At 70.8% G+C, this 24507-nt stretch carries 22 protein-coding genes; 8 read left to right on the top strand and 14 right to left on the bottom strand.

All coding sequences use genetic code 11. From position 1 onward, the window contains the following. Positions 1-39: 39 nt before the first annotated feature. From SK571_RS10635 to SK571_RS10625, 3 genes are all read left to right on the top strand, one after another. Positions 40-2319, top strand: a complete 2280-nt coding sequence (locus tag SK571_RS10635; protein ID WP_319983860.1) for a proprotein convertase P-domain-containing protein — start codon at positions 40-42, stop codon at positions 2317-2319. 79 nt (positions 2320-2398) lie between these two features. Then, entirely contained in the window at positions 2399-2854 is a 456-nt protein-coding gene (locus tag SK571_RS10630; protein ID WP_319983859.1) for a GNAT family N-acetyltransferase, read from the top strand. 237 nt (positions 2855-3091) lie between these two features. Next, a complete protein-coding gene (locus SK571_RS10625) occupies positions 3092-3994 on the top strand; it encodes a S1 family peptidase (RefSeq protein WP_319983858.1) in 903 nt (300 codons plus the stop codon). A 70-nt stretch (positions 3995-4064) separates the two neighbouring features. Here SK571_RS10625 and SK571_RS10620 read toward each other — a convergent pair whose 3' ends face one another. From SK571_RS10620 to SK571_RS10580, 9 genes are all read right to left on the bottom strand, one after another. After that, positions 4065-5504 (bottom strand): FAD-binding oxidoreductase, encoded by a 1440-nt coding sequence (locus tag SK571_RS10620; RefSeq protein WP_319983857.1) that lies wholly within the window; start codon positions 5502-5504, stop codon positions 4065-4067. 45 nt (positions 5505-5549) lie between these two features. Next, positions 5550-6032 (bottom strand): zinc-binding dehydrogenase, encoded by a 483-nt coding sequence (locus SK571_RS10615; RefSeq protein ID WP_319983856.1) that lies wholly within the window; start codon positions 6030-6032, stop codon positions 5550-5552. Positions 6033-6419: 387 nt separating this feature from the next. Further along, a complete protein-coding gene (locus tag SK571_RS10610) occupies positions 6420-7286 on the bottom strand; it encodes a dioxygenase family protein (RefSeq protein ID WP_319983855.1) in 867 nt (288 codons plus the stop codon). Between the two features lie 3 nt (positions 7287-7289). Continuing rightward, entirely contained in the window at positions 7290-8057 is a 768-nt protein-coding gene (locus SK571_RS10605) for a citryl-CoA lyase (RefSeq protein ID WP_319983854.1), read from the bottom strand. Continuing rightward, positions 8044-9180, bottom strand: a complete 1137-nt coding sequence (locus SK571_RS10600) for a CaiB/BaiF CoA transferase family protein (protein ID WP_319983853.1) — start codon at positions 9178-9180, stop codon at positions 8044-8046. Before SK571_RS10600 ends, SK571_RS10605 begins: the two co-directional genes overlap by 14 nt. Continuing rightward, positions 9180-10598: an amidohydrolase family protein gene (locus tag SK571_RS10595; protein ID WP_319983852.1), complete on the bottom strand. Its 1419-nt coding sequence runs from the start codon at positions 10596-10598 to the stop codon at positions 9180-9182. Before SK571_RS10595 ends, SK571_RS10600 begins: the two co-directional genes overlap by 1 nt. A 74-nt stretch (positions 10599-10672) precedes the next feature. Next, positions 10673-11479, bottom strand: coding sequence for an IclR family transcriptional regulator domain-containing protein (locus SK571_RS10590; protein WP_319983851.1), 807 nt, complete (start codon positions 11477-11479; stop codon positions 10673-10675). Positions 11480-11506: 27 nt separating this feature from the next. Then, on the bottom strand, positions 11507-13987 hold the full coding sequence (locus tag SK571_RS10585; RefSeq protein WP_319983850.1) for an excinuclease ABC subunit UvrA: 2481 nt from the start codon (positions 13985-13987) through the stop codon (positions 11507-11509). 9 nt (positions 13988-13996) lie between these two features. Further along, positions 13997-14968 carry a TerC/Alx family metal homeostasis membrane protein gene (locus SK571_RS10580; protein ID WP_319983849.1) on the bottom strand — a complete coding sequence of 324 codons (972 nt, stop codon included), beginning with the start codon at positions 14966-14968 and terminating at the stop codon, positions 13997-13999. 206 nt (positions 14969-15174) lie between these two features. Here SK571_RS10580 and SK571_RS10575 point away from each other — a divergent pair, with 206 nt between their 5' ends. From SK571_RS10575 to SK571_RS10555, 5 genes are read left to right on the top strand one after another with little or no spacing between them, the layout of a single operon-like run. Then, positions 15175-16239 (top strand): MerR family transcriptional regulator, encoded by a 1065-nt coding sequence (locus SK571_RS10575; RefSeq protein WP_319983848.1) that lies wholly within the window; start codon positions 15175-15177, stop codon positions 16237-16239. Positions 16240-16249: 10 nt separating this feature from the next. Continuing rightward, positions 16250-17077: a CPBP family intramembrane glutamic endopeptidase gene (locus tag SK571_RS10570; protein WP_319983847.1), complete on the top strand. Its 828-nt coding sequence runs from the start codon at positions 16250-16252 to the stop codon at positions 17075-17077. Continuing rightward, entirely contained in the window at positions 17074-18198 is a 1125-nt protein-coding gene (locus SK571_RS10565; protein WP_319983846.1) for a sensor histidine kinase, read from the top strand. Before SK571_RS10570 ends, SK571_RS10565 begins: the two co-directional genes overlap by 4 nt. Continuing rightward, the gene (locus SK571_RS10560; RefSeq protein WP_319983845.1) at positions 18195-18851 is read left to right on the top strand and encodes a response regulator transcription factor; all 657 of its coding nucleotides are present in this window, start codon (positions 18195-18197) and stop codon (positions 18849-18851) included. The genes SK571_RS10565 and SK571_RS10560 overlap by 4 nt, the downstream gene beginning before the upstream one ends. 59 nt (positions 18852-18910) lie before the next feature. Then, a complete protein-coding gene (locus SK571_RS10555) occupies positions 18911-20125 on the top strand; it encodes a GDSL-type esterase/lipase family protein (RefSeq protein WP_319983844.1) in 1215 nt (404 codons plus the stop codon). Here SK571_RS10555 and SK571_RS10550 read toward each other — a convergent pair. The 5 genes from SK571_RS10550 to SK571_RS10530 all read right to left on the bottom strand — a co-directional run bounded on the left by SK571_RS10550 (position 20122) and on the right by SK571_RS10530 (position 24422). Continuing rightward, the gene (locus SK571_RS10550; RefSeq protein WP_319983843.1) at positions 20122-20685 is read right to left on the bottom strand and encodes a hypothetical protein; all 564 of its coding nucleotides are present in this window, start codon (positions 20683-20685) and stop codon (positions 20122-20124) included. The genes SK571_RS10555 and SK571_RS10550 overlap by 4 nt on opposite strands. After that, complete coding sequence (locus SK571_RS10545) at positions 20682-22034, bottom strand: hypothetical protein (protein ID WP_319983842.1); 1353 nt, start codon at positions 22032-22034, stop codon at positions 20682-20684. Before SK571_RS10545 ends, SK571_RS10550 begins: the two co-directional genes overlap by 4 nt. Further along, positions 22031-22792: an ABC transporter ATP-binding protein gene (locus tag SK571_RS10540; protein ID WP_319983841.1), complete on the bottom strand. Its 762-nt coding sequence runs from the start codon at positions 22790-22792 to the stop codon at positions 22031-22033. The genes SK571_RS10545 and SK571_RS10540 overlap by 4 nt, the downstream gene beginning before the upstream one ends. Before the next feature lie 83 nt (positions 22793-22875). Then, positions 22876-23634, bottom strand: a complete 759-nt coding sequence (locus tag SK571_RS10535; protein WP_319983840.1) for an ABC transporter ATP-binding protein — start codon at positions 23632-23634, stop codon at positions 22876-22878. Further along, positions 23631-24422, bottom strand: coding sequence for an anti-sigma factor family protein (locus SK571_RS10530; RefSeq protein WP_319983839.1), 792 nt, complete (start codon positions 24420-24422; stop codon positions 23631-23633). Before SK571_RS10530 ends, SK571_RS10535 begins: the two co-directional genes overlap by 4 nt. Positions 24423-24507 lie beyond the last annotated feature (85 nt).

Genomic DNA, 24507 nt, shown 5'->3' with positions numbered 1-24507 from the left:
CGGTCGCGTGACCCTGCATCCCTGCGAAGGAGCCCGACTGTGCGAAGAAGAAGATCTCTGCTCGCCACAGCACTGGTGTCGATGACCGTGGCAGCGCTGGCAGTCCCCGCATCGGCCGCGCCCGCCGCACTGGCCGGGTGTTCCGGCACCAACGAAAGCGACGTGTCGATCGGCGACAACACGACCGTCGAGTCTTCGATCGTCATCTCCGACTGCGCCTCGGCCCCGTCCGCGACCGCCACGGTGCCGGTGAAGATCGTCCACACCTACGTCGGTGACCTCCAGGTCAGCCTGGTAGCCCCGGACGGCTCCGCCTACGTCCTGCACAACCGCTCCGGCGGTTCCGCGGACAACATCGACCAGACCTACACCGTCGACCTGTCGGGCGAGACCTCGAACGGCACGTGGAAGCTGCGGGTCAACGACAACGCGAACAACGACGTCGGCCGGATCGACGCGTGGTCGCTGAACCTCGGCGGCTCCACCCCGGCGAACGACTTCTCCGTCGCCGTCTCACCCGCCTCCGGTTCGGTGGCGGCGGGCTCGGCGGCCTCGACGACCGTCCAGACCCAGACCACGGCGGGCCAGGCGCAGACCGTCGCGCTGACCGCGACCGGCCTGCCCTCCGGCGCCACCGCGTCGTTCAGCCCTTCCTCCATCACGACGGGCACGAACTCCACCCTGTCGATCAGCACCACGGCGTCGATCTCGTCGGGCACCTACCCGATCACCGTCCGGGCCGCGGGCGGCACGACCAAGACCGCGACCTACACGCTGACGGTCACCGGCGGCACCGGTCCGCAGATCCCGGACATCGACATCAACGCGGTCAAGGCGCACCTGACCGCGTTCGGCACGATCGCCTCGCAGAACGGCGGCAACCGGCGTTCGACCTCGGCGGGCTACCGCGCGTCGGTGACGTACGTGAAGGACAAGCTCACCGCGGCGGGCTTCAGCGTCACCGAGCAGCCCTGCACCTCGGGCTGCACCACCGGTGCCGGTCCGAACGTGATCGCGGAGTGGCCCGGCGGCAACGCGAACAACGTCTACATGTTCGGCGCCCACCTCGACGGCGTGTCCGCGGGTCCCGGCATCAACGACAACGCCTCGGGCTCGTCGGCGTTGCTGGAGACCGCGCTCGTGCTCTCGCGCACCAACCCGTCGATGCTGAACAAGGTCCGCTTCGGCTGGTGGACCGACGAGGAGCAGGGCCTCAACGGCTCGCGCTTCTACGTCTCGCAGCTCCCGTCCACCGAGCGCACGAAGATCAAGACCTACTACAACTTCGACATGGTGGCCTCGACCAACGGCGGCTACTTCATCAACAACATCACCTCGGCGCAGTCCACGCACATGAAGGCGTACTGGGACTCCCTGGGCCTGCAGCCGGAGGAGAACACCGAGGGCCGCAACCGTTCCGACGACGCGTCCTTCACCAACGCGGGCATCCCCGCGTCCGGCTACGCGATGGGTGCGAGCGCCCGCAAGACGGCGGCGCAGGCGACGAAGTGGGGCGGTACCTCGGGTGCCGCGTTCGACCCCTGCTACCACGCGTCCTGCGACACCGTCGCGAACATCAGCGACACGCACCTCAACCGCGCGGTCGACGGCATCGCCTACACCCTGTGGAAGTCCGCTGTCGGCACCGGTACGCCGGGCGCGGACTTCTCCGTGTCGGTGTCGCCCACGTCCGGTTCGGTGGCGGCGGGCTCATCGGTCTCGGCCACCGTCGGCACCGCGACGGTCAGCGGTGACCCGCAGACCGTGCAGCTGTCCGCGTCCGGACTTCCTTCCGGCGCAACGGCTTCCTTCAGCCCGGCGTCCGTCCAGACGGGATCGGCCTCGACGCTCACCATCAGCACCACGGCGTCCGTCGCGGCGGGCACATACCCGGTGACGATCACGGCGGCCGGCTCGGCCTCCCGCACGGCCACCTACTCGCTGACCGTCACGGGCGGCGGTGGCGGCAGTTGCACCGGCACCAACCCCAGCGACGTCGCCATCCCGGACGCGGGCGCCGCGGTCGACAGCGACGTCGTGATCGCCGGGTGTTCCGCGACGCCGTCCGCCAGCTCGGTGGTGACGGTGCGGATCGTCCACCCGTACGTCGGCGACCTGACGGTGGCCCTGATCGCGCCGGACGGCTCGGCGTACACACTGCACAACCGCTCGGGTGGTTCCGCGGACAACATCGACCGCACCTTCACGGCCAACTTGTCGGGCGAGACCGCCAACGGCACGTGGAAGCTCCGCGTCCGCGACCTCGCGGCGTCCGACGTCGGCACGATCGACACGTGGGGCATCAACCTGACCCCGTAGGCTCCGTGGCAAGTGGCCTCTTGGTTTATCCCTGCACTGGGTATTCTTAGAGGCCACTTGTTCGGCGAACATCATCAGCATGACCACTCAGCACACCCTCGCGATCGCCGAGCTGGACGGCGCGGACACCGCCCTCGCCTTCGATGCGATGCGCGAGCTCCGGCCGCACCTCACCGACGTCGACGAGTTCGTCGAGCTCGTGCGCGCCCAGCGGCGGGAGGGCTACCGGATCGCCGCCTCGTTCGACGCGGACGGCCGGGTCGTCGCCGTGGCGGGGTTCCGGCACATGACCAACCTCTACGCCGGGCCGCACCTCTACATCGACGACCTGAGCACGCTCCCGTACGCCCGCAGGCAGGGGCACGGGGCGGCGCTGCTGCGGTGGGTGGACGAGGAGGCCCGCCGCCTGGGCTGCGCGGGCGTGCACCTCGACTCCGGTACGCCGAGGCACGACGCGCACCGCCTCTACCTGGCGTCGGGCTTCGTCATCCCCGCGTTCCACTTCGCCAAGAGCTTGTCAGCTTCTCGGCCCTGAGGGGTCGAGCTCGATGCTCGGTCCAGCCGGTTCGCCGCCAGCGACCGGACGACCACGGCGAACGCGGCGGCGAGCAACAGCGAGTTCATGCCCCCATCCTCGCCTGTACGTCCTAAGAGGACATGTGCAGGTGTTCGCCGATCGTTCTGAGGCCGACGATTCATCTAAACCGGAACGTGGCGCTGTACGTACTCCCAGACAGGAGCGGATCTCGATCCGGTAACGAGAGGGCGCCACATGGGCAAACACCACGACGACAACCGCCGGGCGAAGGTGATCGCGGGCGCCATCGGGCTCGTCGCCGTGGCGATCACCGCCGCGACGTTCACCGCGAGCCAGGCGGCACCGGAGCAGCGCACGGCGCCCGCACAGGCCACCGAGACGTTGCGGGAGAAGGCTTCCGTGCCGGGCACCGCGTGGGCCGTCAACCCGTCGACGAACGAGGTCCTGGTCACCGCCGACAGCACCGTGACCGGCGCCAAGTGGGACAACCTGGTGTCCACGGTGAAGGGCATGGGCGCCGGGGTGAGGCTGCAACGCACCGAGGGCACGTTCAAGCTGTTCGCCGAGGGCGGCGACGGGATCTTCGCCGGCAACAGCCGCTGTTCGCTCGGCTTCAACGTCGTCACGGACGACGGCCGTCCCGGCATCCTCACCGCAGGCCACTGCACGGCCGCGGGCAGGCAGTTCTCCCTGACCCCCGGCGGCCGTGCCGCCGCGACCGTCGCGCGCTCGACGTTCCCCGGCAACGGCGACTTCGCCCTGCTCACCTACAACGACCGCAACGCCGACGCGCCCAGCGAGGTCGACACCGGCAACGGCCGCAAGGTGCGGATCCAGCGCGCCGCCGAGGCGCGGGTCGGCACGCAGGTCCAGCGGATGGGCAGCACGACAGGACTGCGCGCCGGTCGGGTCACCGGGCTCAACGCCACCGTGAACTACCCGGAGGGACGCGTCACCGGTCTCATCCAGACGACCGTGTGCGCGGAGGGCGGCGACAGCGGCGGACCGCTCTTCACCGCCAACGGCAACGCGATCGGCCTGACCTCGGGTGGCAGCGGCGACTGCCGCCAGGGCGGCGTGACGTTCTTCCAGCCCGTCACCCGAGCCCTCGCCGCGGTGGGCGCCCGCATTCCCTGATTTTCAGGCGGCGTCCCGCCTGCTCACGGGACGCCGCCTGATCCGCCGCCGTGTCGTTTTCACGAGCGGGTCACCCGGACACCGCCTGCGCGAAGGCGAACACGTGGTCCGGGTCGTACTTGGCGGCGACGTCCTTCAGACGGGCGAGGTTGCCGCCGTAGTACGCCTGCGCCCACTGCGGCATCTGCGGGTCGATGTAGTTGACGTACCCGGCGTCGCCGACCAGCGCGCCGAGCCCGTCGCGGATGGTCGCCAGGGTCCCGCGCGCCTGGTCGGCGGCCTCGGGCGGCGTCTTGAGGTAGATCTGCACGTTCGCGAGAGCCGTGCGGTGCGGGAACGCGGTCGCGTCCGGCGCGACGCCGGCCACCGCGCCGCGGAGACCGTCGAAGATCAGGTACGTCTCGTCGGACTGGCCCGCCAGCAGGTCCACGGCCTGCGCGGGGTCGCTGATCGGCTCACGCACGATGCGCGACGACGCCACGGCCGACTCGCGGGCGATCGGACCACCCGCGAAGTACCGCGTGGCCTCCGTGTAGGTCTGGGCCTGGATGAACCGCTGCGCCGGCGCGGGCAGCTCGTTCACGAGCGCGGCGAGCCCACCGACAGAGCCGACGAAGCACCCGCCGATCTTGCAACTCGGCTGTGCGCCACCACGCACCACGACGTTCGACCACAGTTCGTTCGGCGCCTTGGCGATCCAGGTCTGCCACGCGCCCAGCGCGTCCGCCGCGGCACCGGCCGGATAGGACAGCGAGAACACGGTGACGTCCGGCGCGGGGACCGTGGCGAACACGAACTCGGTGACGATCCCGAAGTTGCCCCCGCCACCACCGCGCAACGCCCAGAACAGGTCGGGCTCCTGCTGGGCGGACGTGGCGACCAGTTGTCCGGAGGCGGTCACCACCGTTGCCGACACCAGGTGATCGCACGTCAGCCCGTACTTGCGGGACAGCACGCCGATACCACCGCCCATCGTGAGGCCGGCGACGCCGACGGACGGGCACGTGCCGGTCGGCAGGCACCGGCCGGAAGCCACCAGCTTGCCGGCCACGTCGCCGAGAGCGGCACCGGACCCGACGCGGACCTGATCACCCGGCAGCACCTCGACGCCGGCCAGCCCGCGCACGTCGACCTGCAGGCCACCGGACGGCGACGAGTACCCGGCATAGCTGTGACCTCCGCTGCGGGCGGCGATGGCCACGCGTCCCCGTGCCGCCTCGACGCACGCCTGCACGTCCGCGGCGGAGGCGACCTTGGCGACGGCGGCGGGTTTCCGGCCGTCCCACACGGGGTTGAAGCCCTGGTACGCGAACCCGTCGTCGCCGGCCAGCACGAGCTGCCCGGACAGCCTGGAACGCAAAGCGGTCCAGTCGGGCGGTCCACTCGGAACGGACGAACTGGACGGTGGCGGAACCGGGGTGGTGGTGGGGGAGGAACAGCCGGCGAGCGCCGCGCTCGCACCGGCCAGGCCCGCGACCTTCAGAAATCCGCGTCGATCCACCTGATCCATGCTGGCACGCCATGATCAGCTCCGCACTCCGTGGGCGGTGCGGGACTACACGACCAGCACGACCCGGCCGTGCGCGGTGCGGTGCCAGGCGCCGGTGACGTCGGCCAGCGGTACCACCTCGTGGTCGACGGTGAGCGCACCCGCCGCCGCGTACCCGGCGATCACGGAGATGGCGTCGGCCCGCTGCCGCGCGGTCAGCTCGTTGTTGGTGTAGCCGGACAGGCGCAACGACCGGCTGCGCAGCGTGGACGACGTGATCGGGCTCGTCTCGCCCGCCGACCCGCCGAGGTTCACCCACCGGCCGCCGGGGCGCAACGCCTGGGCGGCCGCGGCGGCGGGCGCCCCGAACAACGGGTCGATCAGCAGGTCGGCGTCCTGGGCGGCCTCGGCCACGTCCTCCAGCGGCACCACGACGTCCGCTCCCGCCCGCACCGCGCGCACGGCCTTCCGCCGAACGCGCGGCGGCCACCACCCGTCCGGCTCCGGCGAGCCGGGCGAGCTGGATCGCGGCCTGACCAACGGCGCCACAGCCCAGCACGACCACGGACTCGCCCGGCGACAGACTGCTCAACGCCATGTGCGCGGCGACCGCGGACAGCCCGAGCGCGGCCATCACGACCGGGTCGACGTCCGGCAGGAACACGAGGTCTTCCTCCCGTGCCACCGCCTTCGCGGCCATGCTCCCGTCGCCGGGAGCCATCCCGGCGCTGGTGGGGAACCACACCGTCCGCCCGCTCACGGTCCCGATCCCCTGCACCCCGGGCACATAGGGCGTCGCGGGCACGCCGAAGTAGGACGTGCCGCTGGCGCACAAGCGGTCCAGCGGGGTGATGGGCGCGGCGAGGACGTCCACGACGACCTCGCCGGTGGGCTCGTCCCGGTCAACGAGCGACGGAGGCTGACCGGGACGAACGACTACTGCGGCGCGCACGGCTGCAACACGAAGTCGAACTCGGCCAGGACCCACGGCACCTCGGACGTGCCGCCGTCCGGCGTCGGACCGGGCTCGCGCGGCTGGAACCTGACCACGAGCTCCTGCTTGGTGCCGAACACGACGTCGCTGTCGAGGTACTCGGCACCCTCCTCGAACAGGTGCGTGATCAGCGGCTCGTACCCCTCGGCGGTGAGCAGGAAGTGCACGTGCGCCGGCCGGAAGTGGCTGATCGCGGTCTGTCCGATCAACGCGCCGACCGGCCCGTCCATCGGGATCGCGTACCCCTTCGGCGTGATCGTGCGGACGCAGTAGGTGCCATCTGCTTCGGCCCGGTACTTCCCGCGCAGCCGTGCCTCGTCCACTTCGAGCTGTGCCTCGTACGCGCCCTCGGCGTCGGCCTGCCAGACGTCCAGCACGGCGCCGGGCACCGGCGAACCGTCCAGCGAACGCACGCTTCCGGTGAGGTACAGGGGAGTTCCGTCCACGTCGTCGGACATGTCACCGCCGAACCCGAGCTCGGGGGAGCCGTCGATGTGGAACGGCCCGAGCACGGTCGCCGGTGTCGCACCCGCGGAGAACCGGTGGTTCATCTGCACCACGAGCATGCTCAGGCCGAGCACGTCCGAGGCCAGGATGAACTCCTCGCGCTTGGCGTCGCTGATCTGCCCGGTGGCGGTGAGCCACTGAATCGCGGCCATCCACTCGGCCTCGGTGAGCCGCACCTCGCGGGCGAAGTCGTGCAGGTGCCGGATGAGCGCGGCCATGAGCTGCGCGGTCCGCGGGTCCTTCGCGGTGGCCCAGCGCTGCTCGGCGAGCGCGGTGATGTTGTCCTCGGTGACGAGCTGCATTGCTCACTCCTCGACAGGCGCGACGGACCTGGTGTTCTCATCGACGGAAAGGAAGATCTGGTTGGCGACGGGGTTGCGCAGCTCTTCGGCGAGCTGCCCGATCAGCCCGGCGGTGCGGGCCAGCAACGCGAAGCCCCGCAACAGCTCCAGCGGCAGGCCGAGGTCGGCGAGCACCGCGCCGCACGTGCCGGCGCCGTTGAGCGGCAACGTCCTGCCGAGCACCTGCGGGTGCACGCGGCCGATCGCGGCGAACAACGAGAGGTGCGGCCCGACCAGGCCTTCCTCCTCGGCGATCTCGAACAGGCGCGGGGTGCGGGGATCGCCGTGCTTGTGCACGTGGTGCCCGAGCCCGGGAATGCGGGTTTTTCCTTGCGCCTGAAGGGTTTCCAACGCGAGTGCGTCCCAGTCCTCGCGAGGTGCGTGGGCGGTGACCACGGCGTTGAGGAACCGGCCCGCGTCCTCGGTGACGCCGAGGAACCGCGAACCGCCGCCGAGCAGTCCCGCCGCCAGCGCGCCCTGCACGGAGTCGGGGGCCGACAGGAAGGTCAGGCGGCTGACGATGGCGGTCGGCGTGAACCCGTGGTCGGCGAGCGCGGCCAGCACCGCCTCGAACAGCCGCGTCTCGCCGGGGCTCGGCCTGCGCTGGGTGGCGAGCCAGAACGCCAGCTCGCCGAACCCGACGGTGCCCATCACGTCACGCGCGAGGTCCTTGCCCAGCAACGTGATGGTGTCGGGCGTGGACGCGCCGAGCGCCGTTTCATAGACCGTCACGGTCCTCCTTCAGCCATGCGCGCAGCTCTTCGCCGTGCTCGTCCAGTTCGGGCGGTGGCAGCCGGTAGACCGCCGGTGTCTCCGAGAAGCGGATCGGGTGCCGGGTCGTCGGCACGTCGCCGACCACCACGACGGGGTCGAGCCCGAACCGTTCGGCCATCGCGAACCCGCCGTCGATCGTGTTGATCGGCCCGCACGGCACCCCGGCCCCCACGAGCAGGTCGAACCACTCGACGGCGCCACGGGTCCGGAGCCGTTCCACCAGGATCGGCCGCAGTTCCTCGCGGTGGCGCGTGCGGTCGGCGTTGCGGGCGAACCGCGGGTCGTCCGGCACCTCGGGCAGCTCCAGGACCTCGCACAGCCGCCGGAACTGGCCGTCGTTGGCCGCCGCGACGATCAGGTCGTTGTCCGCGGTCGGCAACGGCTCGTAGGGGAACACGCTGGGGTGCGCGTTGCCCATCCGGAACGGCACGACGCCGCCCGCGGCGAACGCCGAGCTGTGGTTGACCAGACCCGTCAGCGCCGACGACAGCAGGTTCACCTCGACGAGCTGGCCCTGCCCCGTCGAGTCGCGGTGGCGCAGCGCGGCGAGGATGCCGATCACGGCGTGATTGCCCGCCATCACGTCGAACACCGAGATGCCCGCGCGGTAAGGCGGTCCGTCCGGATCACCGGTCAGGCTCATCAACCCGGAGATCGCCTGCACCATCAGGTCGTAGCCGGGAACGTGGCTGCCCTCCCCGGAACCGAACCCCGTGATCGACGCGTAGATCACCCGCGGGTTCGCAGCGCTGACCGAGGCGTGGTCGAGCCCGTACTTGGCGAGGCCACCGGGCTTGAAGTTCTCGATCACCACGTCCGCGCGCCGGGCGAGTTCCCGTCCCAGCGCGGCGTCGTCCTCGGTGCGCAGGTCGAGCGCGATCGACCGCTTGCCCCGGTTGACGCCCAGGTAGTAGGTCGAGACGTCGTCGCGGACGGGCGGCATCCACGTGCGGGTCTCGTCGCCGGCCGGTCCCTCGACCTTGACGACCGAGGCGCCCATGTCGGCCAGCAGCATGGTCGCGTACGGGCCCGCCAGCACGCGCGAGAAGTCGGCGACGAGCAGGCCTTCGAGAGGGCCCATCAGACGGACGTCCGGGTGTCGCCGCGGTACTCGGTGTAGGTGTAGGGGTTGTCCAAAACCTTGGACTCCGGAATGTCCGGGTTCATGCCCTTCGCCCACGCCTCCTCGCCGAGCTGCGCCCGCAGGTGGTCGACGGTGTCCGACACCCTGGCGCGGATGGAGCCGAGGTCGACGCCGACGAGCTTGTGGTCGCGCTTCACGATCCGGCCGTCCACGAGCACGGTGTCCACATCGGACCGTTGCGCCTGGAACGCCACGTGCCCGTACGGGTTGAGGATCGGGAACATCGCGGGGGAGTCCTCGTTGCGCAGCAGCACGATGTCGGCCTTCTTGCCGACTTCGAGGCTGCCGAGGTCCGCGGCGCGTCCCAACGCCCGTGCGCCCCCCATCGTCGCCCACTGCACGACCTGCTCGGCCCGCAACGACGAGTGCGTGACGGTGTCGTTGTTGGCGTGCGCGGCCATGTGCTCGCGGGCCCTGTCGGCACCGAGCGTCGCGCGCATCGCGGAGAACAGGTCGCCGCTCCACCACACCGACGTGTCCATCGACAGCGACACCGGGATGCCGTGCTCGCGGATCTCCCAGGTGGGCGGGTAGCCCTGGCCCGCGCTCTGCTCGCTCTCGGTCGACACGGAGATCGAGCCGCCGGTCGCCGCGATGCGGTGGTAGGAGTCGGCCGACAACGTCGCCGCGTGCACGTAGATCGACTGCGGCGTCATGAAGCCGTTGTCGTACATCAGCCTGATGCCGTCGTCGTTCGTCGCACCCCACACGCCCGCGTGCGTCGTGACGGGGACGCCGAGCTCCCGCGCGACCTCGAAGGCGGCCTTCTCGGGGAACGACGGGTCGCCCGTGACGTCGAACGCGAGCTGGAAGCCCAGCATGTCGTCGCCGGTGATGCGGCGGGAGACGAAGTCCCGGAACTCGGGTGTGGCGGTCCAGGCGGCGGGGCTGTCCTGGATGTTGCCGTAGGCCAGCACGAACCGGCCGGGCACTGCCTGCAGCGCGTCGACGGCGGCGTCGGCGTGGTCGGTGGTCTGCAGGCCGTGCGACCAGTCGACGGTCGTGGTGACACCGGCGTCGAGCGCCTCGGCCGCACCCAGGAGATTGCCGGCGTGGACGTCCTCGGGCCGGAAGGCCTTGCCCCACTCCAGGTAGTACCAGACGAAGTACTGCGTGAGGGTCCAGTCGGCGCCGTAGCCGCGCATCGCCGTCTGCCACATGTGCCGGTGCGTGTCGATCATGCCCGGCATGACGATGCCGTTCGTGGCGTCGATCTCGACGGTCCCTTCCGGCACCTCCAGCCGAGGCCCGATCGCGGCGATCCGGTCATCGGCGACGAGGACGTCGTGGTCGACGAGCGGCTGGCGGCCGTCCATGGTCAGGACAGTGCCGTTTCTCAGGACGACCGAACCCATCGGGAACTCCCTTGACCGTCTGGCGGACAGGTGTCCGTTGAATCGTCAACCTTCGACGGCCGCTGGTCAACCCCTCAGGACGCGACGACCTCGTGCGGCACCGTGCCGAGCCGGGCGAAGTCGGCGCTGATCTCGCCCGCGACCTGCAACAGGAGCGGCAGGTGGTGCTCGACCATGTGCTCGACCGATGTCTCGGACGCGTGGCAGTTGACGTTGATCCCGGCCACGACCTTGCCGCTCCCGTCGCGCAACGGCGCCGCGACCGACCGGATGCCCAGCGCGAGCTGCTCGTCGGTCAACGCCCACCCGCGCGCCCGGACGTCCCGCAGCTCGGCGTCGCGCTCGGCCGCGTCCGGCTGCCAGCGCGACGTCAGCCCGGACCGGGTCGGCTGCGCGAGCACGGCCTCCAGCTCGTCCGGCGCCAGGGCGGCGAGCTGCACCTTCCCCAGTGATGTCGGCAGAGCCGGGAACCTCGTGCCGATCTGCACGGACAGCGTGACGATCTTCGGCACGGCGACCCGTGCGACGTAGATGATGTCCGGCCCGTCGAGCTGCGCGATCGACACGGACTCGTTGGTGCGGGCGCAGAGCCGTTCCATGTGCGGCCGGGCCACGTCCCACAGGCCCATCGACCGCACGTAGGCGACGCCCAGGTCGAGCACCCGAGGCGTGAGCGCGAAGCCGGCCTCGCTCTGCCGCACGTACCCGAGCTCGGCGAGCGTCAGCAGGATGCGGCGCGTCGTCGGTCGCGCGAGCCCGGTGGCCGAGGCGACCTCGCTGAGCGTCATCACCGGGCGCAACGGCCGGAACGCGCGGATCACGTCCAGGCCGCGGGCGAGCGCCTCGATGAAGTCGGGGCCGGTGTCAGGGCGAGCAGGCATGTGCCCACGATATCGGACACTTGTCCGTTAGACGGCGATGTGTTTGCCGAGGTACCGGCCCGTCAGGCTGCCCGGTTCCGAGATGACGCGCTGCGGACTTCCCGCGGCGACGATCGTGCCGCCCGCCGCTCCGCCTCCGGGGCCCATGTCCACGACGTGGTCCGCGTTGGCGATCAGGTCGAGGTCGTGCTCGATGACGACGACCGTCGCGCCCCTGTCGGTGAGGCGCCCGATCACCGACAGCAGCGTGCGGACGTCGAGCGGGTGCAGGCCGACGCTGGGCTCGTCCAGCACGAACAGCGCGTTCGCCTGGTCCCGGTCCAGTTCGGAGGCGAGCTTCAGCCGCTGGGCCTCGCCGCCGGACAACGCGGTGGTGGCCTCGCCGAGTGTGAGGTAGCCCAGACCAAGATCGATCAACGCCTGCAGCCGGGTGCGCACCCGGCGCATGTCCCACACGTGCTCGACGGCCTGCCGCACGGTCAGCGCGAGCAGTCCGGGCAGGGGGATCCCGCCCTCGGCGCGGCGGAACCCGCTCGCGGCGGGGGAGTAGCGGGTGCCGCCGCAGTCCGGGCAGGCGATGTCGACGTCCGGCAGGAACTGCACGTCGAGCGAGATCTCGCCGGTGCCCTCGCACCGCGGGCACCGCAGCGACCCGGTGTTGTAGGAGAAGTCGCTTGCCGTCAAGCCTTCCGCGGCGGCCGCGTAGGCACGCCGGAGGTCGTCCAGCACACCGCTGTAGGTGGCGACGGTGGAGCGGACGTTGACGCCGATGGGGGTCGCGTCGACCACGTTCACCCGCGTGATCGAACCGGCGTCGACCTCCTCGACCCAGGCGGGCAGCCTGGTGCCGGAGTTCTTGGCCTCCAGCGCGGGCACGAGGCTTTCGAGGACCAGCGTGGTCTTCCCCGAACCGGACACGCCGGTGACCGCGGTGAGGCGCCCCTGAGGAAGGTCGAGGTCCAGCGCGTGGACCGTGTGCAGCGGACGCGTGGCGAGGTGGATGCGGCCGTGCTCGAACATCTCGGCCTCGCCGGCCCGTGACCGCACGACCACCGGTTCGCGGCCGACGAGGAAGCCGCCCAGCAACGAGTCCGGATGCTCCGCGAGCGCGGTGACGTCGCCGGTGGCGAGAACGCGCCCGCCCTCCGCTCCGGAACCGGGACCGATCTCGATCAGCCAGTCGGCCTCGCGCAGCACCTGGACGTCGTGGTCGACGAGCACCACGGAGTTGCCGTCCCGCAACAGGTCCCGCACCACGCCGAGCAGTCCGTCCACGTTGGACGGGTGCAGGCCGATGGACGGTTCGTCCAGCACGTAGAGCACGCCGGTCGTCTCGTTGCGCACCGCCCGCGCGAGCTGCACGCGCTGCCGTTCGCCGGTGGACAGCGTCGAGGACGCCCGGTCGAGGCTCAGGTACCCGAGGCCGAGCTCGACCAGCCGCCGCGCGGTCCCCAGCAGCTGACCGGTGATGCTCCGGGCCATCGCGAGCATGTCCGGCGGCAGGGACTCCACCACGAGCGGAACCCAGGCGACCAGGTCGTCCAGCGTCTTCGCGGTGGCCTCGGCGAGGTTGATCCCGCCGACCAGCGGGGCGAGCGCCTGCGGGCTCAGCCGGGTGCCGTGGCAGGTGGGGCAGGTCTGCGTGGTGATGAACCTGTTGACCCGGTTCAGGCCGCGTTCGGTGGTGGCGTTGTCCATCGCCTCCTGGACGGCCACCCGGGCGTTGCGATAGGTGAAGTTCAGGTCGAACAGCCTGCCGGCCTTGGACGGCACGCGGATCTGCCGCTTCTCCGCGGGACCGTGCAGGACGATCTCGCGTTCCTCGTCGGTGAGATCGGCGTACGGCACGTCGGTGCGCACGCCGAACTCCCCGACGACCTCGGGCATGACGGCCAGCCCGAACAGCGACCACGGCGCGACCGCCCCGCCGGCGATCGTGAGCGAGGGATCCGGGACCAGCCGGTCCTCGTCGATCTCCCGGACCACGCCGGTCCCGGTGCAGTGCGGGCACGCGCCGTCGGAGTTGAACGCCAGCGACTCCGCACCAGGCGGGGTGAACGTGACGCCGCAGACCGGGCAGGTCAGGTCCAGCTCCTGCGCCACGGCGATCGTGGGTTCCTGTCTGTGGCCGTTCGGGCAGCGGTGCGAGGCGAGCCGGGAGAACAGCAGGCGCAGCACGTTGAGCAGCTCGGTGGAGGTGCCGAACGTGCTGCGCACCCCGGGCACGCCCGGCCGTTGCCGCAGGGCGAGGGCGGCCGGGACGTGCCGGACGCTGTCGACGGCCGCCCGCGGTGCCTGGGACATCCGGCGGCGGGTGTACGTCGACAGCGCCTCGACGTAGCGCCGCGACCCCTCGGCGTACAGCACGCCCATCGCGAGCGAGGACTTGCCCGATCCGGACACGCCCGCGATGGCGACGAGCCGGCGCAGCGGCACCGTGACGTCGACGTCCTGGAGGTTGTGCACCCGCGCGCCGCGCACCTCGATGGCCCAAGGCTGTTCCTGCATCCACCGAACTTACGGCCTGGGGACCGTTTCCTCGCGCCGGGAACGCAGGCTGGTCAGGGTGACGATGCCCAGCGTCGCCACGATGACGCCCAGCGACACCGGGGTCGGGATCGTCGGCACGGCCGGCCACACGCCGTGCGCCCAGTGCAGCACCAGCTTCACCCCGATGAACGCCAGGATGATCGCGAGCCCGTGGTTGAGGTGCACGAGCTTGGCGAGCAACGACTGCAGCACGAAGTAGAGCGCCCGCAGGCCGAGCAGCGCGAACGCGTTGGTGGTGAACACGAGGTACGGGTCCTCGGTGATGCCGTACACGGCCGGCACCGAGTCGATCGCGAACACGACGTCGGTCGCGAAGATCGCCACCACCACGATCGCGAGCGGGGTGAGAGCCCTCCGGCCGTTCTCGCGGACGGTCATCCTGGTGCCACGGTAGTCGTCGGTGACCGGCATCAGCCTGCGCAGCAGGCGCACGGACAGCATCTTCGAGGTGTCCTTCGCGGCCGGCTCACCGGCGAGGGCCGAGTGCAGGATCTTCAGCGCCGAGGCGAACAGGACCAGCCCGAACACCAGGAACGCCCAGGTCCCGGCCGACAGCATCGCCGCGCCGGCCGCGATGAAGATGCCGCGCAGCACCAACGCGCCGACGATGCCGTAGAGCAGCACGCGTTGCTGGATCTCCGACGGCACGCTGAACGCGGCGAGCAGCAGCATGAAGACGAACAGGTTGTCCACCGAGAGGGATTTCTCCACCACGAACCCGGTGACGAACTCCAGCGACTGACCGCTGCCGAACTCGAACCACAGCCAGAGCCCGAACACCAGCGGCAGCGCGAGGTAGAAGACGGACCAGCCCGCGGCCTCCTTGACGGACACCTCGTGCGGGCGGCGGGTCACCAGGAAGTCGACCACCAGCAGGGCGAGCAGCGCCGCGATGCTCACGAACCACAGACCGGGCGACGCCACGGATTGCACGGGCACAAAGCCTCCTCGAACATGATCGTTCGAGGTCTCCTTCACCCGGTGCGGGTGGCCTCCCGAGGACACCTCGGGGTGTCCGTACTGACCGGGCAGACGCTTGGGAAGTACTCCCCTCGGGGGTCAGCATAGGTAAAGGGTTGGTAATGCTCAAGTAAGTCGATCGTGTGGGTTGCATCTCAAGCCGCTTGAGGTCCGATAGTGGCCTCATGAACGACATCAGGCTGTACACGATCGGAGAGGTGGCGCGCCGGACCGGGCTGAGCGTCAGCGCCATCCGGTTCTACTCCGACCAGGGGATCGTTACCCCAGCCGAGGTCACCGCGGCCGGACACCGGCTCTACGACGTCCACGCGATCGCCCGGCTGGAGTTCGTCAGCACGTTGCGCGAACTGGACGCGGGCCTGGACGACATCCGGCGCCTGCTGGAGGGACGGGTGACGCTGTCCGAACTCGCCACCGCGCACCTGTCACGGTTGGACGAGCAGGCCCGGCGCATCCGGTCGAGGCGGGCGGTGCTGAGGACGATCGCCCGGCAGCACACCGAGGCGGACCAGGTGATCCTCATGCACAAGCTGGTGGGCATGTCCGACGAGGAGCGCGATCGGCTGTTCGACGACTTCTGGAACGAGATCAGCGAGGGCCTCGAAGTCAGCCCCGAGTTCCTCGGGCTCATGCGCAACGGCCGTCTGGTCCTGCCGGACGAGCCGTCCACCGAGCAGCTGGAGGCGTGGATCGAGCTGGCGAACCTCCTGCAGGACGCGGACTTCCGCCGTCAGGTGAGCGAGGCTTTGCGCGAGACCTTCTCCGCGCCCGATGCCGCGATGATGACGTCGGCGGAGATGGTGGGCGTGTTCGAACGGGGAGGCGCGATCCTCGTGCGGGCGCAGGAGGCGCAGCAGGCCGGTGAGCCGGCGGACTCGCCGCTGGGGCGCGAGATCGCCGGTCTCCACGCGGCTCACATGGGCGAGATCACCGAGATCCCGGACAGTCGTGAGTACCGCGAGAAGCTGGCGGCCGACGTGCTCGGCATCGAACGGATGTACCTCGAGTCGATCGAGGAGGCCGCCACGTCCACCGATCCGTACACCCGGTACCAGTCGCTGGTGGCGACCATCGACGGGACCGCGAAGGAGTCCGCCGAGTTCATGCCGTTCGCCTGGCTGTCCGCGGCACTCAAAGCCTCTGCATCTCCAAGCGACCCGGTGTCCCCCGTAGGAGCTACACGCGAATGTCCACCGCACGGTGACGTTCCAGAGGCGCGAAATCCCTAACGTTCCGGCCATGCGATTTCTGAAGCAGTTCCTCCTGGTCGCGGTCGTCTCGTTCGTGGGTGCCACCGGCGTGCAGGCGTTGGGGTGGAACGCGCCGCTCACGCTCGTCGCCGGTGTCGTCGCGGCGGCGCTGGCGCTGGCCGCGTACGCCTGGGTGGTGCGCAAGACCGAACGCCGGGAGCCCACCGAGGTCTCGCTGAAGATCGCCGCGGGCGCTCTCGGCCGCGGTGTCCTCGTCGGACTCGCCATGTTCGGGGCGGTGATCCTGAACATCACCTTCCTCGGCGGGTACGAGGTGCGCGGCTGGGGTTCGGTGTCCGGCATGATCGCGATCTTCGGGTTCATGGTCGCCGTCGCGGTGACCGAGGAGCTGATGTACCGCGGCGTCGTGTTCCGCATCGTCGAGGAGCACCTCGGCACGTGGCTCTCCCTTGTCCTGAGTGGACTGGTATTCGGCTTCGCGCACATCTTCAACCCGAACGCCACGGTGTGGAGCTCGCTCGCCATCGCGATCGAGGCAGGGCTCATGCTCGGCGCCGCGTACGTGGCCACGCGCAACCTGTGGGTGCCGATCGGGGTGCACTTCGCGTGGAACTTCGCCCAGGGCGGCATCTTCAGCACGAGCGTCTCCGGCCAGGACGCGCCGCAGGGGCTGCTGGACGGTGTCACGTCCGGTCCCGCGCTCGTCACCGGTGGGAACTTCGGGCCGGAGGCGAGCGTGTACTCGGTGCTGGCCGGCCTGGTCGTCACGGCGGCGTTCCTGTGGCTGGCGAAGCGCCGCGGCAACATCATGCCGCGCCGTCGCCGTACCGCGCCGGCCGCTACTGTCGCCGCGTGATCAGCCTTCAGCGGTGGCGCGCCTGGGACGTTCGCGTCCAGGACGCGCCACTGGCGTTGCTGCTCGTGCTGGCATCGCTGGTGCCCGCGTTGCACGACAAGGGCACTCAGCTCGGCGGGCTGCCGAACCGGCCGTTCGACGCCCTCGCGATCGCGGTGATCGCGTTGGAGTGCCTGCCGCTGGTCGTCCGCCGGAAGTGGCCTCTCGTCTGCCTCGCGGTGGTGTCGGTCGCGTTCGCCGTCGACCAGTTGCGCGGCTACCACACCGTCGCCGGCACGGCCCTGTCGATCGCGTTGATCAGTGCCGGGCTGCACCTGTCGCACCACCGGCGCGGCACCGTGATCGCGCTCTCCACCGGGTACGTCGGGTTGGCCGTCGCGCTGGAACTGAACGGAGCCACGGAAGGTGTGGCCGGGTTCGTCACGTTCTACCTGGCAGTGGCCGCCCTGTGGGCGATCGGCGCGTGGCTGCGGCTCTCGCGCACCGCCGAGGAGGAACGCCGCCGGCACGTCGCCGCGGCGACCCGTGTCGCGGAACGGACGTTGATCGCCCGCGAGCTCCACGACGTGGTGACCCACCACGTGACCGCGATGGTGGTGCAGGCGGAGGCCGCGCGGTACCTCACCGCGGCCCCCGACCGGCTGGACCAGACGTTGCAGGCGATCACCGACACCGGCCGGCGGTCGCTGACCGACCTGCGGCACCTGCTGAACCTGCTGAACCCCGACCACAGCACGGAGAGGCTCGGAGACCTGCGCACGCTCGTCGAGCAGACGCGGCTGGCCGGGCAGCCCGTGGAGTTCGCGGAGGAGGGCGAGGCGACGCGGGACGCGGGCAGCGCCGAGGCCGTCGCGTACCGGGTCGTGCAGGAGGCGCTGACGAACGCGTTGAAGTACGCGCACGGCAACCCGACGAACGTGCACGTGCGTTACGGCGAAAGGGAAATCACCGTGGAGGTGGGTACCGAGGGCGCGAGGTCGTCCACGGCGGTCGGGGGCAGCGGCCGCGGTCTGGCCGGGCTGCGCGAGCGGGTCGACGTGCTGGGCGGCGAGTTCTCGGCGGGACAACGCGACGGTGGCTTCGTGGTCAGGGCGCGCATCCCGGCGGGGAATCCGGCGTGACCGCACCGGTTCGCGTGCTGGTGTGCGACGACCAGGCGCTCATCCGCACCGGGTTCGCCACGATCATCGACGCCCAGCCGGACCTCGAGGTCGTGGGGGAGTGCGGGGACGGGCGCGCGGCGGTCGACCTCGCCGGCAGGCTGAGCCCGGACGTCGTCGTGATGGACGTGCGGATGCCGGTGCTCGACGGCATCGGGGCGACCCGGCTGCTGGCGGGCGCCGGCGTCCCCGACCCCGTCAAGGTCCTCGTGGTCACGACGTTCAACCTCGACGAGTACGTCTACGAGGCGTTGCGGGCCGGTGCGAGCGGGTTCCTGCTCAAGGACGCGCCGCCGGCCCAGCTGCTGCACGGCATCCGGACCGTGGCGAGCGGTGCCGCCCTGCTCGCGCCGGAGGTGACCCGGCAGCTCGTCGGCAGGTTCGCGGCGCGCATCCGGCCCGCCGGGGAGATCGCGGAGACCCAGCTGGCGCCGCGGGAGCTCGAGGTACTCCGGCTGATCGCGGAGGGCCTGTCGAACAGCGAGATCGCCGCGGCCCTGGTCATCAGCCAGGAGACGGTGAAGACGTACGTGTCGCGCATCCTCACCAAGCTCGACCTGCGCGATCGGGTGCAGGCCGTCGTCTACGCCTATCGCCGCGGCCTGGTCACCTAGCGTCTTACCGGGTGATTACAAGAAGTGACTTGGTCGTCACCAAGCGATAGGACCGGGGTATGAGAACTCGGAACCTCGCGATCGCGTCGACCATCGTTGCTGTGGGTGCGCTGCTGACACCGGCGGCGTTAGCGGACCGGCCCGTGTGGTTCACCTCGTGGGCGCAGTCGCAGCAGAACCTCGCCCCCGTCACGCTGCACGACCAGTCGATGCGGATGATCACGCACCTCAGCCAGGGCGGCAGCGCGGTCCGGATCCGGGTGCAGAACACGTTCGGCAGGCAGCCGTTGACGATCGACCGGACCACTGTCGCGCTGAGCGCGGGCGGTGCGGCGGTGGAGGGCACGCGCGACGTGACGTTCGGAGGCCGCCGCACGGTGACGATCCCCGCGGGCGGCGAGATGTGGAGCGACCGCACGTCCCTGACCACCAGGCCGGACACCGATCTCGCGGTCAGCATGCACGTCGCGGGTGAGGTCGTGCCCGGCCGGCACGACTCCGCGTTCCGCGACAACTACCTGACCCCGCCCGGCTCGGGCGACCACACCGCCGGCCAGGGTGCCGCGTACACGCAGACGGTGCGGTCGACCTACCTGGTCAGCGCGGTCGACGTGCTCAACCCGCGGCTGAAGGGGACGGTCGTGCCGTTCGGCAGCTCGGTCGTCGACGGCGTGGGGAGCACCGACTGCGGCCCCGGCTGTACCGAGCTCGGCACGAACAAGCGCTGGGCCGACGTGCTGGCCCGCCGCATCACCGCCTCGTCCGGCCCTCAGCTCGCCGTCGCCAACGCCGGCATCAGCGGCACCACCAGTTCCGTCTGCCCGAACACCCCGGCGCCGTTCGTCGGTCTGGATGCGTTGGCACGGCTGGAAAGGGACGTGCTGGCGCTGCACGGCGTCACCGATGTCATCTACTACTACGGCACGAACGACCTCGCGAACGGCTGCACCGCCGCCGACATCGTCACCAGCTACCGCGCGGTGTTCCAGCGGCTGCGCGAGGCCGGGATCGCCGTGCACGTCACCCCGATCACGCCCCGGCCCGGCTACAGCGACCAGAACAACGTGGACCGCCACGCCGTCAACGATTTCGTGAAGCGCGGTGGCGACTGCTCGGACACCTGCGCCTCGGTGCAGGACTTCGACCAGGTGCTGGAGGACCCGGTCGAGCCGAACAGCGTCAACGCCCAGTACGACGTCGGTGACGGCGTCCACGTGAACATCAAGGGACAGCGGGCGATCGCCGACTACATCGCGCTGGAGACCATCGTTTAGCGGCGTGCGCCACGTGCGCTGTACGCGGCGATCCCGCTCACGAACAGCACCCCCGCCGTCCACCGGGTCAGCGCGTCGTCCGGGGCACCGACCGGCCACGTGACGACACGGCCGAGCGCCGACCCGGCGGGCGGCATGATCGCCGCCACCGCCCACCACAGCACCGGCGCGGTGGCGGCGAGCCGGGCTCCGGCCACCGCCGCCGCCAGGCCGGCCAGACCGATCATGCCCGCGGTGTCGCGGACGACGAACGCGGCGTCGAACGGTTCGCCGCCGAGTTCCTGCACCAGCAGCACCGAGGTCGCGGCCACCGCCGCGGCGAGCAGGAGGTGCCCGAGGCGCCACAACGGCCACGGGACGGCGGTCGACCTGTCGAGTTCCGGGTCCTGGCCCGCGAGACCGGCCGTCGTCACCAGCACGGCGGCCAGCGTCGTCAGCGACGCGCTGAGCGGTGTCCACGGCGAGTGCAGCGCCGACCACGCGATCAGCACCACGACGGGCAGGACCACAAGTGCCGCAGGGACTTCGCGCGACCGCGCGTACAGCGCGAGCGGCCTCATCGGCCTGCCCTCAGCACGTCGAGCACGCGGTCGGAGTCCTCGCACGCCAGCAACATCTGCCGCGCCCGCACGACCCGGTTCAGCTGCTCCTGCGCGGGCTGGCCGCGGAACTGCCGCCACGCCTCGTCGATCTCGCCCCGCAGCCGGGTGTTGTTCCACATGAGGGGTTCGGAGGCCAGCTCGGCCAGTTCCCCGTCGAAGTACCCGGCGGTCACGTAGCGGACGACGCCCCCGCTGGTGTCGAAGGTGTTCGGGCCGGCACAACCGGCGACGCCCGCACCGGCCAGCAGTTCCAGTCGCAGCTGGTCACCCGTCATGCTCAGCGGGCTGGGAAAGCCCTGCGACTGCAGGTAGACGATGCGGCGATCGCGTTGGGGCGCGGTCAGGTGGGCCATCGCCGACGTGTCCTCCCGGACCTCGGAAGGCGGGTCGGGCAGCACCGACAGCTTGGTCAGGACGTCACGGCCGACCGCGGCGACGGCGGGCAGACTGGCCGCGTGCACCTGGCTGAGGCACACGGTGCCCTCGCAGACCAGCTTGCCCGCGATCGAGTCGGTCACCAGCACCTCGGAGTACCTGACCGGCATGATCGACAGGGCGAGGGCGACCGCCAGACCGGCCGGCACGAGCGCGGCCAGCCGGCCGAGGTGGGTTCGTGCGGCGAGAAGGAGGAACGCCGTCACGCCCAGGCCGGTGAACCACACGATCTGACCCAGGTCGACGGACGTCGAGGTCGTGACCAGGTCCGAGCTCGGCGGGGCGAGGACGGGCGTGAGCAGCGCCGGCCGGGAGATCTCGTCGTCGGGCGAGCGCGCTTCGAGCGCCCGGGCCGCGCTGGTCGAGACCATGAACGTGGCGACCAGCGCCACCGGCACGGTCAGCGGGTGCGGCAGGAACCGGCCCACCGCGAGTCCCAGCAGAACGCTCGAAGCGAGGGCGAGCACCACGGTCACCATGAGCGGGACGAACCCGGTCGAGACGAACCCTCCGCCGAGCGCGACCTTGGCCACCAGGCCCGCGCACAGCAGCGCACCCGCCACCGCGACGACACCCGCCACCGCCGAGGCGAGCGTGCCGAGCCTGACCCAGCCGGGGCGGGAGGTGGCGGTGAACAGCTCGGTCACCTGGGCGCGGCTGTCCCGCATGCCTTGCAGGACGGCGAATCCGACCACGAGTGCCCACACGTAGGCCAGGGGCAGGCGGAGTTCGAGCACCGCCGACGTCGAGTTGGCCGGCCACTTCGCATTCTCGGACGTGACCAGCAGCAGCATTCCCGTGCCGGACACCAGCACGAGCAGCCCGGCCCAGAGCGCGGTCGAGCGCCGCAGTTCGATGCGCAGTCCGGTCACCAGGCACCCCCGCCGGACTTCGCGCTGATCAGTGCCGAGTAGCCGCGTTCGATCGGGCTGTCGCCGACGTGCGTCGCCGTGCCTGCGGTGGCGAGATCAGCCGGAGTTCCCTGGAAGACAAGGGATCCCTGGTCGACGAGCACCACGTCCGTGCACGCCGCCGCCACGTCCTCGACCAGGTGGGTCGAGATCAGCACGCAGGCTTCCCGGCCCAGTTCGACGACGAGTTCGCGGAACCGCAGCCGTTGCGCGGGGTCCAGGCCGACCGTCGGTTCGTCCAGGAGCAGCAGTTCGGGGTCGTTGACGATCGCCTGCGCGATGCCGACCCTGCGGACCATGCCGCCGGACAAAGACTTCATGCGGTCCTCGGCGCGGTCGGTCAGCCCGACCCGTTCGAGTGCCTCCCGCACGGCTTTCGGGATGCGTGCTGGTGGCATCTCCTTCAGCCACGCCAGGTATTCGACGAACTCCCGCACCTTGAAGCGCTTGTAGTAGCCGAAGTGCTGCGGCAGATACCCGAGCTTGCGCCGGACGGGCCTCAGCTTGCCGTTCGCCGGTGTGCCGAGCAACGACAACGTGCCCGAGGTGGGGGACTGCACCGTCGCCAGCGTGCGGATCAGCGTGGTCTTGCCCGCGCCGTTCGGACCGAGGAGCCCGTGCACGCCGCGGCCGAGCCCGAGGCTGAGTCCGTTCACCGCGTCGCGGCCCTTGCGCCCGCCCACGCGCACCACCAGGTTGTCGGCTTGGATCGCCTGCATCCTGTTCTCCCTCAAGTGTTTTCGCTCTTGACGGGCTAGACGGCGGCGGAGGTCGCGAGGTTCTCGGAATGCTGTGACGGCGGTCACCAGCTGCCGGGCCGGCCTGGGATGCCGAGCAGAGCGCTGTAGCCGCGTTCGAGCGGGCTGTCGCCCGCGTGCCGCTCCGTGCCCTGCGCCGCGAGCTGGTCCGGGGTGCCCTGGAAGACGAGTTTTCCTCGGGACAGCAGCACGACGTCCGTGCACGCGGCAGCGACGTCCTCCACCAGATGGGTCGAGACGACCACGCACGCGTCGGTGCCGATTTCGGTGAGCAGCTCGCGGAACCTGAGCCGCTGGGCGGGATCGAGACCGGCCGTCGGTTCGTCGAGCAACAGGATCTCGGGGTCGTTCACGATCGCCTGCGCGATGCCGACGCGCCGGATCATGCCGCCGGACAACGTTTTCAGTCTGTCGTCCGCTTGATCGGCGAGCCCGACCCGTTCGACGGCGCGCTGCACGGCCGCCGGGATGTCCCGCATCTCCTTGAGCCACGCCACGTACGCCACGAACTCCCGCACGGTGAACCGCCGGTAGTGCCCGAACTCCTGCGGCAGGTACCCGACCTGGCGGCGCAGGGAACGCAGGTCCGTGCCGCCGAGCATCGAGAGTGCGCCCGAGTGCGGCTTCAGCACGGTCGCGAGCGCACGGATGAGCGTCGTCTTGCCGGCACCGTTCGGCCCGAGCAACCCGTGCACGCCACGCCCCATGGTGAGCGTGACGCCGTCGACGGCCATCCGCCGCCCGGCCTTGACCCGCAGCTCGCGAGCCTCGATCTCCCAGGCGTAAGTGGTGGGCGCGGTCATCGGTTCGCCTCCAGACGCGTGAACGCCATCCTCCGCACCGCGAGCACCACCACACTGGCACCCAGCAACGCGATCCAGACCGGCGCCGCAGCCGGACCGAGCGCGACGGCAGTGCGGCTGAACGCGATCGTCGGCGCCACGATCGCCAAAGCCCACGCCGCGATCAGCACGACCGCGGCCCGCGTCACCCCGATCAGCGTCCCGAGCGCGAGCGTGCCGACCGTGAACGCCAGACAGGGCAACAACCACCGCGCGAACCCGGCGTCCGTCAGCAGACTCGCCACCGCCAGCCCCGGCACCACCACGGCCAGCACCGCCGCCGTCCGGCGAAAGACGAGCGGCAACCCCGCACGGGGCGTGGCGGCGGTCAGCTCCCACGCCGGGTCCAGCGACCGCCCCCAGCTTGCCGCGACGCCGAGCACCGGCAGGACCGGCGCGACCAGCAGCACCAGCGACACCCTGTCGCCCACCGCGAACCCGGCCCGGTCGAGCGCGACGGCGGCGGCGATGACCAGCAGGATCATCGCGAGCCACGGCCCCGCCGCAGGCGAGACCCACCCGTGCACCCGCCGCCAGGCCCGCGCGCGCGGCATCTGCGGGGTGTGGTCCAGCAGCGGCGAGAGGTTGGCCCACACGGCCTCGGCGATCGGCTCGGGGGCGAGCCTCGCGCGGCACGGGGCGCAGGTTTCCAGGTGCGATTCGACGGCCCACAGCTCGTCGGCGGGGATGTCGTCGTCGCTGTGGGAGTAGCGGTGCAGGAGGTGGTCGCTGGGGTGGTTGGTGGTCATGGTCGCGCCTCCTGCGTCGCGTTGTGCGGGTGCTCGGGCGGGCTGGGGCGGTGGACGGGGGTGGCACTGGTGGGGGAGTGGGGGG

It is taken from the genome of Lentzea kristufekii (assembly GCF_033949925.1).
Lineage (GTDB): Bacteria > Actinomycetota > Actinomycetes > Mycobacteriales > Pseudonocardiaceae > Lentzea > Lentzea kristufekii.
This window is presented reverse-complemented; position numbering and strand designations above follow the sequence as displayed.

What these genes read in the sequence shown, in the direction of transcription:
- SK571_RS10630 (WP_319983859.1), top strand. Translation starts at nt 2,399, where the DNA reads ATGACCACTCAGCACACCCTCGCGATCGCCGAGCTGGACGGCGCGGAC.
- SK571_RS10625 (WP_319983858.1), top strand. Translation starts at nt 3,092, where the DNA reads ATGGGCAAACACCACGACGACAACCGCCGGGCGAAGGTGATCGCGGGC.
- SK571_RS10620 (WP_319983857.1), bottom strand. Translation starts at nt 5,504, where the DNA reads ATGGATCAGGTGGATCGACGCGGATTTCTGAAGGTCGCGGGCCTGGCC.
- SK571_RS10610 (WP_319983855.1), bottom strand. Translation starts at nt 7,286, where the DNA reads ATGCAGCTCGTCACCGAGGACAACATCACCGCGCTCGCCGAGCAGCGC.
- SK571_RS10600 (WP_319983853.1), bottom strand. Translation starts at nt 9,180, where the DNA reads ATGGGCCCTCTCGAAGGCCTGCTCGTCGCCGACTTCTCGCGCGTGCTG.
- SK571_RS10595 (WP_319983852.1), bottom strand. Translation starts at nt 10,598, where the DNA reads ATGGGTTCGGTCGTCCTGAGAAACGGCACTGTCCTGACCATGGACGGC.
- SK571_RS10590 (WP_319983851.1), bottom strand. Translation starts at nt 11,479, where the DNA reads ATGCCTGCTCGCCCTGACACCGGCCCCGACTTCATCGAGGCGCTCGCC.
- SK571_RS10585 (WP_319983850.1), bottom strand. Translation starts at nt 13,987, where the DNA reads ATGCAGGAACAGCCTTGGGCCATCGAGGTGCGCGGCGCGCGGGTGCAC.
- SK571_RS10575 (WP_319983848.1), top strand. Translation starts at nt 15,175, where the DNA reads ATGAACGACATCAGGCTGTACACGATCGGAGAGGTGGCGCGCCGGACC.
- SK571_RS10570 (WP_319983847.1), top strand. Translation starts at nt 16,250, where the DNA reads ATGCGATTTCTGAAGCAGTTCCTCCTGGTCGCGGTCGTCTCGTTCGTG.
- SK571_RS10555 (WP_319983844.1), top strand. Translation starts at nt 18,911, where the DNA reads ATGAGAACTCGGAACCTCGCGATCGCGTCGACCATCGTTGCTGTGGGT.
- SK571_RS10550 (WP_319983843.1), bottom strand. Translation starts at nt 20,685, where the DNA reads ATGAGGCCGCTCGCGCTGTACGCGCGGTCGCGCGAAGTCCCTGCGGCA.
- SK571_RS10540 (WP_319983841.1), bottom strand. Translation starts at nt 22,792, where the DNA reads ATGCAGGCGATCCAAGCCGACAACCTGGTGGTGCGCGTGGGCGGGCGC.
- SK571_RS10535 (WP_319983840.1), bottom strand. Translation starts at nt 23,634, where the DNA reads ATGACCGCGCCCACCACTTACGCCTGGGAGATCGAGGCTCGCGAGCTG.
- SK571_RS10530 (WP_319983839.1), bottom strand. Translation starts at nt 24,422, where the DNA reads ATGACCACCAACCACCCCAGCGACCACCTCCTGCACCGCTACTCCCAC.